This window comes from Marinobacterium mangrovicola, from assembly GCF_004339595.1.
Lineage (GTDB): Bacteria > Pseudomonadota > Gammaproteobacteria > Pseudomonadales > Balneatricaceae > Marinobacterium_D > Marinobacterium_D mangrovicola.
Genome location: NZ_SMFU01000010.1, coordinates 44,260 through 62,536 on the forward strand (window position 1 = coordinate 44,260; position 18,277 = coordinate 62,536).

Sequence of the window (18,277 nt, forward strand, 5' to 3'; positions counted from 1 at the left end):
AGGGTGAATGTGCGTGTTGCCCGGCGGGGAGTCTACCTCGATTGAAGTGCTCATGGCGGGCGATGATTCTGAGAAACCGGGCATTATATCGCCCGAGATGGGTTGATTGCCAATCGATCAGGTGCTGCTTTGATCAGAAGAGCCGAACAGATGCTGAGATCGGGTGTTGGCGCCGGTTTTCAGACTGTAGAAATCAATAGTTGTCTATCGGGTCCACATCCAGGGTCCAGCGCACCCGGCGTCCCTGAGGGTCGGCTTCGGCCTGGCGTATCAGTGCCCCCAACCAGGCGTGCAGGGCGGGGCGTGTTTTGGCTGAAATAAGCAGTTGCGCGCGGAACAGGCCACCGCGTTTTTCCATCGGTGAGGGGAAGGGGCCGATCACCTGGACGCCCTCGGGCATCTGTACCTGGGTGCGGGCGCTCTGGTCGAGCTCCTGCAGGAACTGTTCGGCCCAGCCCTGGCGCGAGGCCTCGCCTCGGACGATGGCGTGGTGGGCAAAGGGCGGCAGCGCGGCCGCATAACGCAATTTCATCTCCTGCTGGGCGAAATGCAGGTAATCGCTGCCGATCAGCGTCTGCAGCATCGGGTGTTCGGCATGCAACGTCTGCAACACCACCTCGCCCGGATGATCGGCGCGGCCGGCGCGACCGGCCACCTGCAGAATCAGCTGGGCGGTTTTCTCCATGCCGCGGAAATCGGCGCTGAACAGGCCCGCATCGGCGTCGAGAATCGCCACCAGTGTCACCTTGGGGAAGTGATGGCCCTTGGCCAGCATCTGGGTGCCCACCAGGATGCAGGGCTCGCCGCTGTGTACCACCGCCATCATCGTTTCCAGCGCGCTTTTGCGCGAGGTGCTGTCGCGGTCAACGCGCAGGATCGGCACATCCGGGAAGTGCTTCTGCAGGGCGTCTTCGGCGCGCTCGGTACCTATGCCCAGAGGTTTGAGCTCGGTACTGCCGCAGTGGCTACAGGCGCGCGGAATCGGTGTCTGGCGGTCGCAGTGGTGGCAGTGCAGATGCGGCGGATTACGGTGCAGCGTCATATGCGCATCACAGCGAGTGCAGTCCACCACCGTGCCGCAGTTGTTGCAGATGAGCGAGGGTGAAAAGCCGCGCCGGTTCAGGAACAACATCACCTGGGTGCCGCTGCCGAGATGTTGATGGATGCGGCGGATCAGCTCGTCGGAGAGTCCCGCTTCGAGCGGCTGCTGGCGGATATCAAGCAGCTCGAACCGCGGTGCCTTGGCGTTGCCGGCGCGCTGGGTCAGCTTCAGCAGCTGATAGCGACCGCTGTGGGCGTTATGGAGTGTCTCCAGCGCGGGCGTGGCGCTGCCGAGAATCACCGGTACATCCTCACGGCTGGCGCGGACCAGGGCCAGGTCGCGGGCGTGGTAGCGGAAGCCATCCTGCTGCTTGAATGAGCCGTCGTGTTCCTCATCGACAATGATCAGGCCCGGATTCTTCATCGGTGTGAAGATCGCCGAGCGGGTGCCGATAATGATGCGGGCACTGCCGACGCGGGCATGCAGCCAGGTGTCCAGGCGTTCGCGATCGCTGAGGTTGGAGTGCAGCGCATGCACCGGCACCCGGAAACGGGCACGGAAACGTCCCAGTGTCTGAGGAGTCAGGCCGATCTCCGGTACCAGAACCAGTGCCTGCTTGCCGGCGGCCAGGGTCTTCTCGATCGCCTGAAGATAAATCTCGGTTTTGCCCGATCCCGTGACGCCATATAGAAGGAAGGGCGTGAAACCGCTGGCGGCGTAGATCGCTTCCAGTGCGTCGGCCTGTTCGCCGTGCACCGGCAGCGCAGGTTCGTTAAGGAGATCCTCGGTGAGGTCTGCATGCAGCTGCGTTGGTCGGTGTTCGAAGGATTCGGCCAGGCCCTTCTCGGCCAGCGTTTTCAGCAGCGGGGTCTGTCCGCCCTCGGCCCTCAGGGCGTCTGCGCTGATACCGGCGGGGTGCTCCAGCAACAGCTCAAGCAGCTCGCGCTGGCGATGGGCGCTGCTGCTGAGTTTATCCACAGTTGCACCATCCACAGCACGCCAGAGTTCAGCATGGGCGAACTCCGCGGGTTTGCCCTGGCGCAGCAGTACCGGCAGCAGATGACTGAGCGCATCGCCCATCGGGTGTTGATAGTAACGTGCGGCCCACTGCCCAAGCTTGAACAGGGTGGGGTCTACCACCGGTTCGCTATCCAAAATCTCATGCACCGGCTTGAGCTTGTTACGTGGCACATCGCTGCTCTCGCTGACCTCCATGATCAGTCCAACCAGCTCCCGGTTGCCGAACGGGACGCGCACGCGACAGCCCGGCTGCGGCTCCTGTTCTACCGGTGTCAGCGGCAGCAGGTAGTCGAACAGGCGATGCAAGGGCGTAGGCAGGGCAATACGGACTATCACGAATCTGAACCGGCGGGTCGGGCTGAATGAGTGGGTTAGTCTAGGGAACCTGAGATCAAGTCACAATGCGGCAGGCTGTTAGAGTCCAGGTCTTGGTTGATGAGCGATTTTGATCCCGTCTGTTGATTTGATAACTGCTACCAAGGGGCGAGATTGGTGGCCGTTTTCTAACAAGTCGGGCTGTATAAAGATTAAGCTATTTTTATGGTCTCAGGGCGAAAGTTGCTTGCCGGGGTTTGGGGTGGTGCGTATAATTCGCCGCCTTAACTTATCTGCTTTGCAGATTGGCTAGATTTTACTACTTGAGCAGCACGTCATTCTGACAGTCGCTACGACGCTGCTTTTGTCGAACGTGCGGTGCCCGGCGCTATCAGTTTTTAAGAATCGGTTTTCAAGAATCGGTTTTCAATATAGACGTGACGGGTGGCGGCACATTAAACAACGATTCGAGGTTTGACATGAAAGCTGGTATCCATCCGGAATACAAAGAGATCAAAGTTACCTGTTCTTGCGGTAACGTCATGAACACCCGCTCTACCCTGGGTGACTCAGAAATGCTGGTCGACGTTTGCAGCCAGTGCCACCCGTTCTACACCGGTAAGCAGAAAGAAGCTCAGTCCGGTGGCCGCGTAGACCGCTTCAACAAGCGTTTCGGTGCACGTTCTCTGAAGAAGTAATTCTGCAGAGTACTATGCGTCCGACGCAGAGAAAGGCATCCCATTGGGGTGCCTTTTTTATTGCCTGTTCACTGGGTTTTGGGTCAAGCGCGCAGGCGCGTTGCTCGCTGCCCGGACCGGGTAAGTCCGTGCAGGTGGCCTATGTGATCGATGGCGATACGCTGAAGCTGGCCAGTGGTGAATCGGTACGGCTGATCGGCATCAATACGCCGGAGATAGGGCGTGATGGTCGGCCGGAAGAGCCCGGAGCCCGTGCCGCCAGGGAATTTCTGCAGAACTGGCTGCAGGGGCAAAGTGTTGAGCTGATAGCGGGGCGTGAGTCCAGGGATCGCTATGGCCGCCGGCTGGCGCACCTTTCAGTGAACGGTTTAGCGCTCAGCGAGCGGTTGATTGCCGAAGGGTTGGGAGTAGCTGTTGCGCTGCCTCCTAATATCCGCCTGGCGGAATGTCTGTTTGCGGCAGAGCAAAAGGCGCGTAGATCGCGTATCGGACTCTGGCGGGATGAGCCGCTGAAGGAGGCTGGCAGTGTCGCGCAAAGCGGCTTTGCGCTTCTTCAAGGCGAGGTCACGAAAATCGATGACGGGCGGCATGCTGTCTGGATTGAGGTCGAAGATCATCTGGTGGTGAGGGTGGATAAGCGGATGCCCGGCTGGGAGACTGAGCTGGATCAGCTGTTGGGTAAAAGGGTGGAAATTCGCGGTTGGGTTGTGGATCGTGGAAATATTTCCCAATCAGAGCGAAAGCGTTGGTTTATTAGCCTTTCGGACCGGCGGCACCTTCGTATCCTGAAAATTTGACGGTCTCGGGTGCAGTTGTGACGCATCTGAGCATTCTATATGATGCTTAGCTCTCCATATGCAACCTTAGTCGGATAAAGCAATAATGTCTCAAGATTTCAAACAAGCAGCACTGGATTACCACGAGTTTCCTCGTCCGGGTAAAATCAGTGTTGAACTGACGACTCCTGCTGAGACCTCAAAAGACCTCTCACTGGCTTACTCTCCTGGTGTCGCAGAGCCCGTTCGTGCAATCGCAAAAGATCCGGATGCCGCGTACCGTTACACAGCCAAGGGCAACCTGGTTGCGGTCATTTCCAACGGTAGCGCGATTCTGGGTCTGGGTGACCTGGGTCCGCTGGCTTCCAAGCCGGTAATGGAAGGTAAGGCGCTGCTGTTCAAGCGTTTTGCCGGTATCGACTCCATCGACATCGAAGTTGATGCGGAAAGCCCGCAGGCGTTTATCGATACGGTCGCCCGTATCGCTGACACCTTCGGTGGCATCAACCTGGAAGATATCAAGGCGCCTGAGTGCTTCGAGATCGAGCGCGCTCTGATCGAGCGCTGCGAAATTCCGGTATTCCATGATGACCAGCACGGTACTGCGATCGTTACCGCCGCAGGCATGATCAACGCTCTTGAACTGGCCGGTAAGAAGCTGGAAGACGCGCAGATCGTATGTCTGGGTGCCGGTGCTGCTGCCAGCGCCTGCATGAAGCTGCTGATCAACATGGGTGCGAAGGTGGAAAACATCTTCATGCTCGACCGTAAGGGTGTGATCCACTCCGGTCGTGATGATCTGACCCCGGAAAAGGCGGCTTTCGCCACCGAAACCGAGAAGCGTACCCTGGAAGACGCTATCGACGGCGCCGACGTATTTGTCGGTCTGTCTGGTCCGAACCTGCTGTCTCCGGAAAACCTTCTGAAAATGGCGGACAGCCCGGTTGTCTTTGCCTGCGCTAACCCGGATCCGGAAATCCTGCCGGACCTGGCCCGTGAAACACGCTCCGACGTGATCATGGCGACTGGTCGTTCTGACTTCCCGAACCAGGTTAACAACGTGCTGGGCTTCCCGTTCATCTTCCGTGGCGCGCTGGACGTACGTGCAACCGCGATCAACGAAGAGATGAAGGCTGCAGCGGTTATCGCTCTGGCTGAACTGGCCAAACAGCCGGTGACCCAGGAAGTTCTGGATGCCTACGGTCTGGATTCCCTGGAGTTCGGTCGTGAATACATCCTGCCGAAGGCTACCGATTCCCGTCTGCTGAACGCCATCGCCAGCGCGGTTGCCAATGCAGCGGTGGATACCGGTGTGGCACGCCTGCCGCTGCCGGAAAAATACAAAGGCTGATCATACGGCTGATATGAAAAGCGGGCTTTTTAGCCCGCTTTTTTTGTGCCGATGTTAACGAGGGCATGTGTTTTTCTGAATGGCTTTGAAGCTATGTCCTGTCTTCGTAATCGACACACTCTGATGTGATGCACAGGTTTGTCAGGGCTGTATAGGCTGCCTGCATCCGCTGTACATACGCCTGTGGTCCTTCAAAGCTCGATATGCCTTCACCGATGACGACATCGACATTAAATGGTACGAATCGGGCCGTCCCTCGCGGCAGCGCTCGGCCAAGCCCCCGCATCACCACCGGATATACCGGGCAGTTGTTGCGTTCGCAGACGAGGCGATAGATTCCTTTCTTGATCCGCCCCATGACTTCCGGCCTGCCTCGGCTACCCTCTGGAAATATAATCAGAATCTCCCCGCGATCGAGTGCAGCCTGGCACTGGGTGAGCAGTTTGGTGCTGTTTTCCCGTTCGACTTTGCGGCTCAGTGGAATGATGTTCAGAACCCGGGTGGAAAACCAGGCGAGATAGCGGTTGCGGAGAAAGTAGTCCGCCGCGGCTACGGGCCTTACCCGGTGCAGGTCTCGCAGTGGAAAGAGGGCCAGCAGCACCATCACATCGAGATGGCTGTTGTGGTTGGCTGCGATGATGGCAGGTCCTCGCGTTGGCAGGGTGTGGCGGTTAACCGTATTGAGTCCCAACCAGATAAACACCAGGGGGCGCACGATAAAAAGTACGAAGCCGAGCTTCAGTGCGCGATCAAGCATTGCCTGCCCAGCCGTAAAGGTAATGCAGGTAGTGGAAAAACAGTGGCGCTGTGAATATCAGGCTGTCCATGCGATCAAGAATACCGCCATGGCCAGGAATCAGGCGGCCGGTATCTTTTATCTGTAGGTCACGCTTGACCGCGGAAATCACCAGGTCGCCGGTGAAGCCTGCGACAGAGATGATCAGCCCGGCCGTAGCGCTTTCCCAGAGCGTCAATACCGTCAGATAGGGGCCTGCTGCCGCTGCCAGCAGAGTGATGATGCCGACGCCTCCTAAAAAGCCAGCCCAGGTCTTGTTGGGGCTAACCTTGGGAACAATCTTGCGGCTACCCAGGGTTTTGCCGACGACATACTGACAGACATCGTTGAACTGGGTCATCACTAGCAAAAACAGCAGGGCGCCGATGCCGCCAGCATCGGTGTTGGCGGTCGGCATCAGGTAGATTGCCGCCAGGTGGCTGACGCAGAAGACCGTCAGCATCACGCCCCAGTGGATCACCCCGGCGGAGTGTATAAAGCCGCGCGTATCGCCGATGATGATCATCACCATCGGAATGAACAAAAATACGTAGACGGGAACGAAAATGATGAACATGCCGTACCAGTCGATCCCCAGCCAGAAATATTGCACGGGAATGGCCAGATAGGCCCAGAATATGGCTCGCCGGTCCACCAGTCGCATCGGGACTATGGATAGAAACTCCTTCAGCGCCATAAAACTCAGAAAGGCTATAAAAACGAGCGTGAACGGTTTCGGTAGCAGTAACACCAGGAAAAATAGCCCGATCATCCACCACCAAGACAGTGTTCGCTGCCAAAGCTCGGTGTAGTCGCGATCGCAATGTTTGAGCATCAGCAGGCGACAGCTAATCGAGGCGATAACAAGTACGCCAATAACTGAGCTCATCAGTACGGCTGAATGGGGAGGGAGTCCCAGAATCATTGCGAGATCCCGGCGTCGTTGTCGGGCGTTTTCCGGGTGTTTTCGCTTTGGCTGGCGGCCAGATCCTTTTGGCGCATTCTATCTTCCTGTGATTTCGCGTTTGCCTGATTCCCTGGCATCTGCGCGCGCTAAGGCGCATTGCTGTTGCAATCTATAACAGCGGCGACGCACACACAATCTGTGCTGAGCGTGATTCCTGGTGGGAGATTCAGCCTGCTGATCTGTCGCAAGGCTAGGCTGTTAATGATTGGCGTACCAAGCGGAACTGCTTCAGGCGGAGATGAGTCCTGCGAGAGGGGTGGTCGATCTTGCGGTGTTGCGGCCGGTGTGTCCGGTGGGAGTTTGCTTATCTGGTTAAGGTGCCAGGCTTGCCGCGAGATAAATAGAGCAGTCACCCTGATCTTCGAGTCAGGGTGACTGCTCCGGGTAGAATCAGCTGCCGAAGCCGAATATCTGTTCGGTTGTGGGCGGGGCCATCTGTTCTTCCGGGCTGCGCGCGCGTTCACTCGGCATCTGGTTTCTGCGGAAGTATTCGCGAATCGCATTGGATTGATTGGGATAAGCCAGTTTGCCCGTGGCTGGGTCAATCAGTGTACTGATGATCCCTCCAGGTGCTTCCGGTGCGCTTTCAGGTGTGCCTTCGAGGGCATCCCGCATGAAATCGATCCAGATAGGCAGAGCTGCGGTGCTGCCGTATTCGCGGCGCCCCAGCGTGGTCGGCTGGTCATAGCCTACCCAGGCCGTCGTCACGACCTCCTGGTTGAAACCGCTGAACCAGGAGTCTTTCTGGTCATTGGTGGTGCCGGTTTTGCCAGCGATATCGCCTCGATTCAGCGCCAGTGCGCGGCGACCGGTGCCGCGTTTGATGACATCCTGCATAACGTTATAGATCAGGAAGGCGCCATCCTCGGAAATGATGCGTGGCGCGGCGTGGGAAAGCTCAGGGTCCGCGTCAGTGGTCTCGCAGACAGGGCAGGCCAGCTTCGGCTCCGCTTCGAACACCGGCTCGCCGGTGGCAGTTTCGATCCTCGAAATCAGGTACGGAGCGACCTTGTATCCGCCGTTGGCGAAGGAGGCGTAGCCGGTGACGATCTGCAAGGGTGTGACATCGGCGCTGCCCAGTGCCAGTGAAAGGTTGGCTGGGAAGCGTTCCGACTCAAAACCGAATTCGAGCATGAACTCGCGGGCTTTTTCGATGCCCAGTGCGCGCATCAGGCGAATCGATACCAGGTTGCGGGAGCGGTAAAGCGCTTCTCGTAGTCGAGTCGGGCCGCCGAATTTGCCGTTATCGTTTTCGGGGCGCCAGTTACTTTCAAGGCTGACGTCATGGAACACCACCGGTGCATCGTTGATGATCGATGCCGGTGTGAAGCCGTTCTCAAGCGCGGCGGTGTAAAGGAAGGGTTTGATGTTGGAGCCGGGCTGGCGATACGCCTGAGTCACCCGGTTGAACTTGTTCAGGGTGAAGCTGAAACCACCGCTCAGGGCTCGAATTCCGCCGTCCTTCGGATTCAGGGATACGATAGCCCCCTGCACCTTGGGAACCTGTCGCAGTACCCAGTTACCCTCTTCATCCTGGATTACTCGGACCAGATCGCCTCTGCTGAGTACGTCCGCGGCTTTATTGGGTGCAGCGCCGGTGTAGTTAACGGTTTTGAACGGTTTAGCCCAGCTGATTCCGTCCCAGGTCAGCTCGATATCGCCGTTTTCTGCAGTGGTCAGTTTAGCGCTTTTGTCACCTACTTCGGTCACTATGGCGGGGATCAGGCCGCCAAATGCCGGCATGTCGTCGAGTTGCTCAATCAGCTCCTCCTGGGAAAGCGTCTCCAGATCGAGTTGCTGTTCCGGTCCTCGATAGCCGTGACGCTCGGTGTAAGCCAAGAGTCCGGTGCGTAGGGCTCGGTCAGCACTCTGCTGCAGTCGGCTGTCGATGGTGGTGTATACCTTGAGGCCATCGGTGTAGAGGTCGTCGCCGTACTGCTCGTATAGTTCGGCGCGAACCATCTCTGCGATATAGGGAGCAGGAAGCTCTATGTCGCTGCCGTGGTATTCGGCGGTGACCGGCTGAGCTACCGCATCATCGTAGCGAGCCTGGTCGATATAGCCGAGCTCAAGCATGCGGCCCAGAATCCAGTTGCGGCGATGGATGGCGTTTTCCGGGTTCGATATCGGGTTATTCGCAGAGGGTGCCTTGGGGAGGCCGGCGATCATTGCCAGTTGAGGAAGGCTCAAGTCTTCGATCGACTGGCCGTAATATACGGTTGAGGCAGCCTGAATGCCGTAGGCGCGCTGCCCCAGGTAGATTTTGTTGACGTAGAGTTCAAGGATCTCTTCTTTGCTCAGGGCCTGTTCGATGCGCAGGGCCAGCAGGATCTCCATGAATTTACGGGTAAACGTTCGCTCGCGGGTGAGGAAGAAGTTTTTTGCCACCTGCATGGTGATGGTGGAGCCACCGCTCTGGATGTGGCCAGAGCTGGCAAGTTGATAAGCGGCGCGGGTCAGGCCCTTGATATCGATGCCGAAATGCTCGAAGAATCGAGAGTCCTCCGCAGCCTGAAGTGCATGTACAAAATCCTCGGGGATTTGTTCGTAACTTATTGGTGTACGGCGCTTTTCTCCGAACTCTGCGATCAGCTTGTCATCCGCGGAGTAGACCCTGAGAGGGGTCTGGAAACGGACCTCTCGCAGGGTTTCAACATCAGGGAGCTGAGGAGAAAAATAGTAGTAGATGCTTGCTGCAGCGATGAGACCGGCTACTATGCCAGTTACTGCAAGGACGCTCAGCCATTTGAATACTTTGTAAAAAATTCGCATGCTACCCCTGATGCGTTAAGGAAAATTTGAGCCTGAGCATTATATCGACACCTAAAGCTTGGCCTCTAGTGAACAACAGTTTAAATTCTGCATTATTGAGACTAAAGTGACACACATAGTGACACTTGGACTGTTACTCAGAGATATAAGGAAAATGTCGTGGTCAGCTTGTTCGGTAATAAAAATGCTGGCTGGGTGGGCGTAGACATAGGATCTTCTTCTGTCAAGCTGGTATCGCTCTCTCAGCAGGGCCGTGATTACCAGGTCGACTCCTATGCGATAGTCTCCCTGCCTCCAACCGCCGTCGTCGATGGCAGTGTGGAAAACCAAGCCGAGGTCTCAGAAGCGATTGAGCGTGGGATCAAGATTTGTGGTTCCAAACTTAAACATGCGGTCGTCGCTGTTCCGTCATCTGCTGTTATTACAAAGCGCCTCGAAATCTCCAACGTCTTCGCCGAAATGGAACTCGAAGAACAGGTGAAGATTGAGGCCGATCAGTTTATCCCCTATGCACTCGATGAGGTTGCCTTGGACTTTGAAGTAGTCGGGCCGGTGGAAAACCATGCCTCACTCAACGAAGTGCTTCTCGTTGCCTGCCGTCGCGAGGATGTTTCCAACCGCGAAGACGCCGTCAACTCTGCCCAGCTGCAATGCGAAATCGTCGATGTCGACACCTTCGCTGTCGAACGTTTGCTGCCGCTGCTCGATCCCGCTGAACCAGGCGGCCTGGTCGGGCTTGTCGATGTAGGGGCTGCGACGCTGACACTCAACGTGTTCCGCGATGGCAAAATCGTATACAACCGCGAACAAGCGTTCGGCGGTAACGAATTGACCAACGCAATCCACCAGCAATACGGTATCGAAGTCTCTGAAGTTGAACAGAAACTCCGCGGCGGCGGCCTAGATGACGAGATTGTCGAAATGCTGGTCATGCCCTTCAGACAGTCGGTGGTTCAGCAAGTTTCCAGGGCGCTGCAGTTTTTTTACTCGTCCGGAGCTCAGAGTCAGCTTTCCGAGCTTTATGTCGCCGGAGGTACCGCTGGAATCGATGGGTTGGCTGAGCTTATGGCAGAGGAGATCGGTGTGCCGTCCAAGCTGTTAAATCCCTTCGTGAACATTCGAGTAGGCCAGCGCCTGAATCAGGATCGACTGGTCAAGGATGCGCCAATGCTGGCCAAGGCCTGTGGCTTGGCACTGAGAAGTTTTGACAGGTAGGGAAATAGACTATGGCGCGTATTAACCTCAGACCCTGGCGCGAGGAACGTAACGCCCTGCTGCAGAAGCGGTTTCTGGGTAACCTCGTAGCAGCGGCTGTGCTTGCGGCGGTGACGGTGTTTGCGGTCAGTTATTACTATGACATGCAGATGGACCGACAGCAGGCTCGTAACAATTATCTTCGCGGTGAAATTTCCAAACTCGACCAGAAAATCGCCGAAATAAGCGAACTGCGTCGTAAACGTGAGCGCCTCCTTGAGCGTCTTAACGCGATTCAGGAGCTGCAGGGTAACCGCCCGGTTATCGTGCGTAACTTCGATGAGTTGGTGCGGGTGCTGCCCGACGATCTTTACTACAGCTCACTCACCCGTACGGGTGACAGGATCGGTATCAATGGCCTCGCCAACGATAACGACGATGTTTCCACTTTGATGCGTAATCTGGAAGGTTCGATCTGGTTTGGAGAGCCCAGCCTGTCAAGGGTTCAGGCATCCAATCAGATGCGTGAGTTCAACCTGTCGGTTCCGCTGGCTAAACCCAAGGCTGAGGAGACTGGCAAGTGAGCATGAATCTTGATGGTCTGAAAAACGCCTTCCGCGGGTTCGACCCCAATGATCTAGATATCAACTCCGCTGGCACCTGGCCGGTGGGAGTCAAAGCAATCGTTTATCTGCTGCTGTTTTCTGCGATCGTCGGCGCCGGTATCTATTTTATCGTCGTCGACAAGCACGATGCGGTGGAGCGGGAGGTTCGTAACGAGAACGATCTCAAGCAGCAGTTTGAATCCAAGGCGTTTCAGGTGGCTAATCTCCCGGCTCTGCGTAAGCAGATGGCTGATGTGGAAGGACGCTTCGCTGAACTGCTACGCCAGCTTCCGACCGACAAGGAAGTACCTGGTCTGCTTGAGGATATTACCGCCATCGGCCGTAATGCCGGGCTCAGCATCGACAGTATTGCACTGCAGGCCGAGCGGAAATCCCAGTTTTATGTCGAATTGCCGATCAGTATTCAGGTGCGGGGAACTTACCACCAGATGGGCGAATTCGTCAGTGGCGTTGCCGCGATCAAGCGTATCGTAACGCTGCATGATTATTCGATTCGACCGAGCGGCGGCAACATGCTGTCAATGTCTATCAGTGCCAAGACCTATCGCTATGATGATACGAACTGAAGCAGCAAGCGCACCTGGAGTGCGACGCCGGACATGGGTGGCTCTAGCCCTGGCGACAGTAATGACCTCGGGCTGTTTGTGGGTTGAAGATACGACGGATCTGCGTCAGTTCGTGTCGACCACTATGGCAAAACCCGGCGGTAAGATAGAGCCTCTGCCGGAATTTAAGCCCTACGAGAGCTTTGTCTACGAGGGCTCTAGTCTTCGTGATCCCTTCCAGGCGTTGATACCGGCATCTGAAGCGGATGAGATTGCCGCTCCAGATTCGGGTATCAAGCCTGATCAGGATCGTCCCAAGGATTACCTCGAGAACTTTGCGATTGATCAGTTGCGTATGGTCGGTACGATCACGCCGCTGGATAACTCTGGACTCTACGCTCTGGTCAGGGATAACGAGGGCGAGATCCATCGCGTAACTCTGGGTGACCACATGGGGCTGGATTACGGCGAAGTGGTCGAAGTAAGTGATGAAAGTGTGAAGCTGATCGAGATCGTATCGAACGGGCGTGGAGGCTGGATGAACCGGCCAAGAAACCTGGCGATGCCGGAGCAGGAATAACGAAGGATGCTGACTGTGAAAAGAATTAACGGTAACTACAAAAGTCGGTTGCTTTCCGGAGCTGGCACTTGGCTCAAGGCGATGGTCCTCGGGGCGCTCGCGTTGGCATTTTCCATCCAGGCTTCTGCACAAGATGCCCAGTTGACGAACTCATCGTTTGTCGCGCTGCCCGGTGGTAAGTTGGAAGTGCGTCTGGACTTTGATACGCCTCCGCCTTCGCCCAAGGCTTATCTGATCGATAGTCCGCCTCGGTTGGTGCTGGATCTGCTGGGGGTGAGCAATGAGCTGGGCTCCCGTCAGCTGGATATTGAAACGGGACAGGTCGATAGCCTGAACTTTGCTCAGGCTGAGGGACGCCTGCGCATAGTCGCCAACCTGAATGAGCCCGTCGACTACCGTACCTACACCGAAAACAACAGTTTGTTCGTCCAGTTCTCCGGTTCTTCCGGTGCGGATGTGGTTGCTGCAAAACAGCCGATTCAGAGCAGTAACAAGCCTGCCAACATGAGCGCGATGCAGGATGGCCGCACGCGAGTGCAGGGGATCGACTTCGAGCGCATCGAAGCAGGTGGTGGTCGCGTCGTGGTCACCATGAGTGATGATGAAGCCGGTCTCGATATCATCGAGGAAGGCAATAATGTTGTCGTGAACCTGGTCGGCGCGGGCCTGTCTCCTAACCTGGAGCAGCGTGTTGACGTTCAGGATTTCGCAACGCCTGTTATGTTTATTGATTCCATGGTCAACGGCGAAAATACTTCCCTGTTGATTAAGCCGTCTGCCGAGCCTTACGACTACATGGCCTACCAGACCGGTAATCAGCTCTATGTGGACTTCAAACCGATCACCGCGGATGAGCAGGAAAATGGTCGTGATGCCTTCCCTTATGATGGTGAAAAGATCGATCTGAACTTCCAGGATGTGTCTGTGCGCTCCATCTTGCAGATCATCGCTGAAGTGGCAGAGATGAACCTGGTGATCAGCGATCAGGTCGATAGCAGCGCCGGCAATATTACCCTGCGTCTGAAAAACGTTCCTTGGGACCAGGCACTGGATATTATCCTCAAGACCAAAGGTCTGGATAAGCGTGAAGTGGGCAACGTGCTGATGATCGGTACAGCTCAGGAAATCTCTCAGCGTGAGCAGCAGGAGCTGGAGAGCCAGAAGCAGGTTGAAGAGCTGGCACCGCTGGTGACTGAGTTTATCCAGATTGACTTCCGTCGGGCTTCAGACCTGAAAGGGCATATCGAAGCGGCGAAGCTGATTTCGGAGCGTGGCTTTATTCTGGCCGATGATCAGACAAATGTGCTGATGATTCGTGAAACTGCCGCGCAGATTGAGGATATCCGCCGTACCCTGGGTCGGTTCGACGTTGAAGTGGCGCAGATTCTGATCGAAGCGCGTATCGTGGAAGCGTCTGAGTCTGATTCCCGTGAGCTCGGTATTCGCTGGGGCTTTGGTACTTCAGGCAGCATTAACGGTAACAACTTCAACGTGGGTGGCGTCCAGGATGACCTGCTTGGATTGGGTACTGCTACTGACGTAGGTGATATTGCTGGTCTGGCTGTGGATTACGGCGCGAGCACTACAAGTGCGCTTTCAATTGGCTTCGCAAGCAGCAGCGTATTGCTGGCAGCAGAACTCTCTGCGATGGAAAGTGATGGCCGCGTCAACATCGTTTCCCAGCCCAAGGTTATTACAACCAACGGTAATCCGGCGCGGATCTCTTCTGGTCAGAAAGTTCCTTATCAGACCAACGATGATGGTACTGTTGATACCGAGTTTGAAGAGGTTGAGCTGAGTCTGGATGTGACCCCGCAGATCAACCCGGGCGACCGTATCAGTCTTGATATCGATATCAATAAAGACTCCGTAGCAGGTGCTGCACCGAACGGTGAACTGATCATCGATACCAACTCTCTGCAGACGTCAATTAGCGTTCCCGATGGCGATACCGTAGTACTCGGTGGTATCTTTATTACCTCAGATACTAATGACGAGTATAAAACACCTGTCCTGGGCGATATTCCTGTGTTGGGTAATCTGTTCAAGCAGCGTGTCACGTCAAGTGATAAACAAGAACTGCTGATATTCATTACACCCAAGCTGGTACGTGAGTCTCTGACAGTCAGGTAGTACTAAGGTAACACTGTCGTTGAACGTTTTTCTTATTGGCCCTATGGGCTCTGGAAAGAGCACCATAGGGCGTTTGCTTTCAGGTGAACTGAACCAGGAGTATGTGGACTCCGACCGGGAAATCGAAGCGCGAGCCGGTGCCGATATCCCGTGGATTTTTGACGTGGAAGGTGAAGTCGGTTTCCGAAACCGGGAACAGGCGGTGATTGAACAGCTGACACAGCGCGAAAACATCGTTCTCGCCACAGGTGGTGGTGCGGTGCTGAGGCCAGAAAATCGGACCAATCTGCAGGCACATGGGTTTGTTGTTTACCTGAAAACCTCGGTAGACCAGCAGATGGAACGTACTGCACGGGACAAGAATCGTCCTCTGTTGCAGGATGATGATCCCCGCGGTGTGTTGATGAAGCTGATGGGCGAACGCGATCCCCTGTATATGGAATGCTGTGATCTGGTGGTCAAAACCGATAGGCGCCACCCGCGCAGTGTTGTCGCCGAGATCGTCAGACAGTTGAACAAGCAGCGTGCGCTTTCCAACCCCCTCTGAATGTCTGATCCCAAGAGTGTTGTTCCATGCAAATGTTGACCGTCGATCTAGGTGATCGCAGTTATCCGATTTACATCGGAGAAAACCTAATTGAACAGCCCCTGCTGGAAAAGCATCTCAAGGGGCGGCAAGTGATGATTGTCAGCAACGAAACCGTTGCCCCCCTATACCTCGAAAAACTTAAATCGCAGTTTTCAGCGGCCAATGTTGATACGGTAATTTTGCCGGATGGCGAGAGCTTCAAGGACCTCGAACATCTCAATCTGATATTCGATGCACTGCTGGAAAAACGCCACAACCGGACCACGACGCTGGTTGCTCTCGGCGGAGGTGTAGTCGGTGATATGACCGGCTTTGCCGCAGCCTGTTATCAGCGCGGCGTGACCTTTATCCAGGTGCCTACGACCCTGCTGTCACAGGTGGACTCGTCGGTGGGTGGCAAAACCGGTGTGAATCATCCGCTGGGCAAGAATATGATCGGCGCTTTCCATCAGCCGGTCGCTGTGATTGCCGATACCGATGCGCTGAATACGCTGCCTGAGCGGGAGCTGTCTGCCGGGCTGGCCGAGGTGATCAAATACGGTCTTATCTATGACGCTGCGTTTTTTGATTGGCTCGAAGCAAATATGGACTCACTGCGTCAGCGCGATCAGGCTGCGTTGACCCAGGCTATTCACCGCTCCTGCGAAATCAAGGCTGAAGTGGTCGCCCAGGATGAACGTGAGTCGGGTATCCGGGCGCTGCTTAATCTTGGCCATACCTTCGGCCATGCCATTGAGACCTCACAGGGCTATGGCGCCTGGTTGCATGGTGAAGCGGTGGGTACGGGGATGCTGATGGCTGCAGATCTGTCTGCGCGCATGGGCTGGCTTTGCCGTGATGATGTTGCCCGTATTCGCGATCTGCTAATCGCGGCAGGTTTGCCTGTGGTGGCTCCAAAGTCGATGACGCCCGAGGAGTTTATCCGCTTGATGGCCGTGGATAAAAAAGTGCTGGATGGTCGTCTGCGGTTGGTGCTGATGCGCTCCATCGGAGAGGCGGTTGTCACCGATGAGGTCGATCCAGTCCTGTTGAACCAAACACTGACAGCGGAATCCAATCTCGGACAGATTTAGGGCAGAAGGAGCCGCTCCCCTCCATGGACACCGATATGCGTTACTTTGAGCCGGTCTCCCGCGTTCAGCTGGCTTCCAAACTGCGTCATCTACTGCGTTTTTCCGATCTGATGATGCTGATCATCGGCGAAGATGGCAGCGGACGCAGTACGGTACTCAAGCAGCTGGAAGTGCAAAATGGCGATAGCCCTGCGCGTGAGGGGATTATCCAGTGCGATTCGAGTGTCGATGTAACACGCCTGCTCAAGCTGCTTACCGAAGCCTTTGCCATCGATTGTCCAGCGGACGCGGATAATCGCCAGCGTCTGAAAGAGCTGCACCAGTTGAGTCGCAGTCTGCACGAAGCGGGTATTCCGTTGGTGTTGCTGATAGACGATGCCGACTATCTGACCAATAACGCTCTTGAGTTACTGACCAACTTTGCATTGCTTGAAGATGCTGCTCCCCGCGTCGTGCTGACTGGTACGCCTGAATTTGAGCAGCGCTTTCTGGCGAATGAGCTTGATCAGCTCCTCGATGGACGTTTGCATGTTCAGGTGCTTGGCGCGTTTGACGAGGATGAGGCTCAGGAGTTTGTAGAATCGCTTCTCCCCACCGGCGGGATGCTGCCTAAACGCCGCCTGAGGGATCTGATTGAAGAAAGTGATGCTTATCCCGGCCGGTTATATCGCCTGGTACAGGGTGATCTGCACGACGGTAAGGTGCAGCGGCCGGTTAAGCGCGCTTTCCCCTTACCCCCGATACACATGGCGGCCATCGCCGCAGTGCTGGTTGTAATCTTCGCTGGCGCGCTCTGGCTGTTTCTGCCGGGTGCTGAGGAAGAGCCAGAACAGCAGGAAACCGCACGCGTCGAGTTACCGCTGGATATACCTGTTGCAAGTCGTGATGAAGAGCCCGAAGTGATCGAGGTACGCTCCGATCTGAGTGACCGTCTGGCTGAACAGGAAGCCCGTCTCGAAGAATCTACGCAGGAACAGCGCGACTCCGCTACGGGTGAAGTTGAAGTTGTGGCACCTGACTTTGCTGAAGCGGCTCCCGATGTTGCCGCAGCAGAAGATGAGGCCGCGGCTGAGAATCAAACGCCGGTAAGTGAATCGGGAACAGCCGATGAAGAAACATCCGCGCCTGTCGTTGCTGAGGTCGAACCGACCGCTGCGCCGTCAGCGACAGCTGATGTGACGGCGGCCAAAAAACAGCCGGTCGAGCAGGTGAAAGCCGAAGCTCCCCGCGAGGATAAGCCTGCCAAGTCCGCCACCAACGAAGTGGCGAACGATGGCCACGAACTGTTGCGTGCGGATGAACTTCTGCGTTGGCCAGATGACGGCTATACTCTGCAATTACTGGGTGCCCGCGCGGCAGATAGTGTCGAGCGTTTTATCCGTGCACAGCCCCAACCTGAAAGGTTCTATTATTTCAGGACTATGTACAAAGGGGCCCCCTGGCACGTGGTGGTTTATGGCCAGTTTGCCAGCCGCGAATCCGCGATGGCAGCGGTGCAGACACTGCCCGAGGATTTGCGAAAACTGAGGCCCTGGGCGCGTTCTATCGCCGGGGTTAAATCAGATATAAGCAAATAACATTTCCTGAAGAGTAAAGGACGGCGGATTTTCGTTAATCTATAGAAATATCCCGTAGACGCGCTCCTTATCGATAAAAATCCCCTTATAAGCCCCTGTTGTCGGTGGCTTATGCTTTCGTGCGGTTTGTTCACTATTTGTCCCGACGGGGGGCGAAGTGTAATATTGCTGTCCCTTTTCGTCCGCAAACGCTGAAGTCGGGAAAAGAGATATAGTTTAAATAATTGATTTAATTGGTTTTTAG

15 protein-coding genes are annotated in these 18,277 nt (G+C 55.8%); 11 read left to right on the forward strand and 4 right to left on the reverse strand.

Going from position 1 to position 18,277, the window contains the following annotated elements:
• Positions 1-193 precede the first annotated feature (193 nt).
• On the reverse strand, positions 194-2,398 hold the full coding sequence (locus CLV83_RS15780) for a primosomal protein N' (RefSeq protein ID WP_132294560.1): 2,205 nt from the start codon (positions 2,396-2,398) through the stop codon (positions 194-196).
• A gap of 458 nt (positions 2,399-2,856) precedes the next feature.
• Between CLV83_RS15780 and rpmE the strand changes: the two genes are divergently transcribed.
• From rpmE to CLV83_RS15795, 3 genes are all read left to right on the forward strand, one after another.
• The gene (rpmE, locus tag CLV83_RS15785; RefSeq protein WP_132294563.1) at positions 2,857-3,075 is read left to right on the forward strand and encodes a 50S ribosomal protein L31; all 219 of its coding nucleotides are present in this window, start codon (positions 2,857-2,859) and stop codon (positions 3,073-3,075) included.
• A 14-nt stretch (positions 3,076-3,089) separates the two neighbouring features.
• On the forward strand, positions 3,090-3,872 hold the full coding sequence (locus tag CLV83_RS15790) for a thermonuclease family protein (RefSeq protein ID WP_132294566.1): 783 nt from the start codon (positions 3,090-3,092) through the stop codon (positions 3,870-3,872).
• 85 nt (positions 3,873-3,957) lie between these two features.
• Positions 3,958-5,202 carry a malic enzyme-like NAD(P)-binding protein gene (locus CLV83_RS15795; RefSeq protein WP_132294569.1) on the forward strand — a complete coding sequence of 415 codons (1,245 nt, stop codon included), beginning with the start codon at positions 3,958-3,960 and terminating at the stop codon, positions 5,200-5,202.
• 91 nt (positions 5,203-5,293) lie between these two features.
• On the opposite strand, the gene CLV83_RS15800 is transcribed toward CLV83_RS15795, so the two are convergent.
• From CLV83_RS15800 to CLV83_RS15810, 3 genes are all read right to left on the reverse strand, one after another.
• Positions 5,294-5,959: a lysophospholipid acyltransferase family protein gene (locus CLV83_RS15800; RefSeq protein ID WP_132294572.1), complete on the reverse strand. Its 666-nt coding sequence runs from the start codon at positions 5,957-5,959 to the stop codon at positions 5,294-5,296.
• Positions 5,952-6,866: a phosphatidate cytidylyltransferase gene (locus CLV83_RS15805; protein ID WP_207894921.1), complete on the reverse strand. Its 915-nt coding sequence runs from the start codon at positions 6,864-6,866 to the stop codon at positions 5,952-5,954. Before CLV83_RS15805 ends, CLV83_RS15800 begins: the two co-directional genes overlap by 8 nt.
• Before the next feature lie 468 nt (positions 6,867-7,334).
• Positions 7,335-9,716 carry a penicillin-binding protein 1A gene (locus CLV83_RS15810; protein WP_132294575.1) on the reverse strand — a complete coding sequence of 794 codons (2,382 nt, stop codon included), beginning with the start codon at positions 9,714-9,716 and terminating at the stop codon, positions 7,335-7,337.
• Positions 9,717-9,875: 159 nt separating this feature from the next.
• Between CLV83_RS15810 and pilM the strand changes: the two genes are divergently transcribed.
• The 8 genes from pilM (at position 9,876) to CLV83_RS15850 (ending at position 18,033) form a co-directional block, all read left to right on the forward strand.
• Positions 9,876-10,931 (forward strand): type IV pilus assembly protein PilM, encoded by a 1,056-nt coding sequence (gene pilM, locus CLV83_RS15815; RefSeq protein ID WP_132294578.1) that lies wholly within the window; start codon positions 9,876-9,878, stop codon positions 10,929-10,931.
• Positions 10,932-10,942: 11 nt separating this feature from the next.
• Complete coding sequence (locus tag CLV83_RS15820; protein ID WP_132294581.1) at positions 10,943-11,494, forward strand: PilN domain-containing protein; 552 nt, start codon at positions 10,943-10,945, stop codon at positions 11,492-11,494.
• 2 nt (positions 11,495-11,496) lie between these two features.
• Positions 11,497-12,102, forward strand: coding sequence for a type IV pilus inner membrane component PilO (locus tag CLV83_RS15825; RefSeq protein WP_132295240.1), 606 nt, complete (start codon positions 11,497-11,499; stop codon positions 12,100-12,102).
• Positions 12,103-12,163: 61 nt separating this feature from the next.
• Positions 12,164-12,661: a pilus assembly protein PilP gene (locus CLV83_RS15830; RefSeq protein ID WP_243642410.1), complete on the forward strand. Its 498-nt coding sequence runs from the start codon at positions 12,164-12,166 to the stop codon at positions 12,659-12,661.
• A 15-nt stretch (positions 12,662-12,676) separates the two neighbouring features.
• Positions 12,677-14,794: a type IV pilus secretin PilQ gene (locus CLV83_RS15835; RefSeq protein WP_243642411.1), complete on the forward strand. Its 2,118-nt coding sequence runs from the start codon at positions 12,677-12,679 to the stop codon at positions 14,792-14,794.
• Positions 14,795-14,813: 19 nt separating this feature from the next.
• The gene (gene aroK, locus CLV83_RS15840) at positions 14,814-15,341 is read left to right on the forward strand and encodes a shikimate kinase AroK (protein ID WP_279387532.1); all 528 of its coding nucleotides are present in this window, start codon (positions 14,814-14,816) and stop codon (positions 15,339-15,341) included.
• Positions 15,342-15,367: 26 nt separating this feature from the next.
• Positions 15,368-16,456 (forward strand): 3-dehydroquinate synthase, encoded by a 1,089-nt coding sequence (aroB, locus tag CLV83_RS15845; RefSeq protein ID WP_132294584.1) that lies wholly within the window; start codon positions 15,368-15,370, stop codon positions 16,454-16,456.
• A gap of 23 nt (positions 16,457-16,479) precedes the next feature.
• The gene (locus CLV83_RS15850) at positions 16,480-18,033 is read left to right on the forward strand and encodes an AAA family ATPase (RefSeq protein ID WP_132294587.1); all 1,554 of its coding nucleotides are present in this window, start codon (positions 16,480-16,482) and stop codon (positions 18,031-18,033) included.
• Positions 18,034-18,277 lie beyond the last annotated feature (244 nt).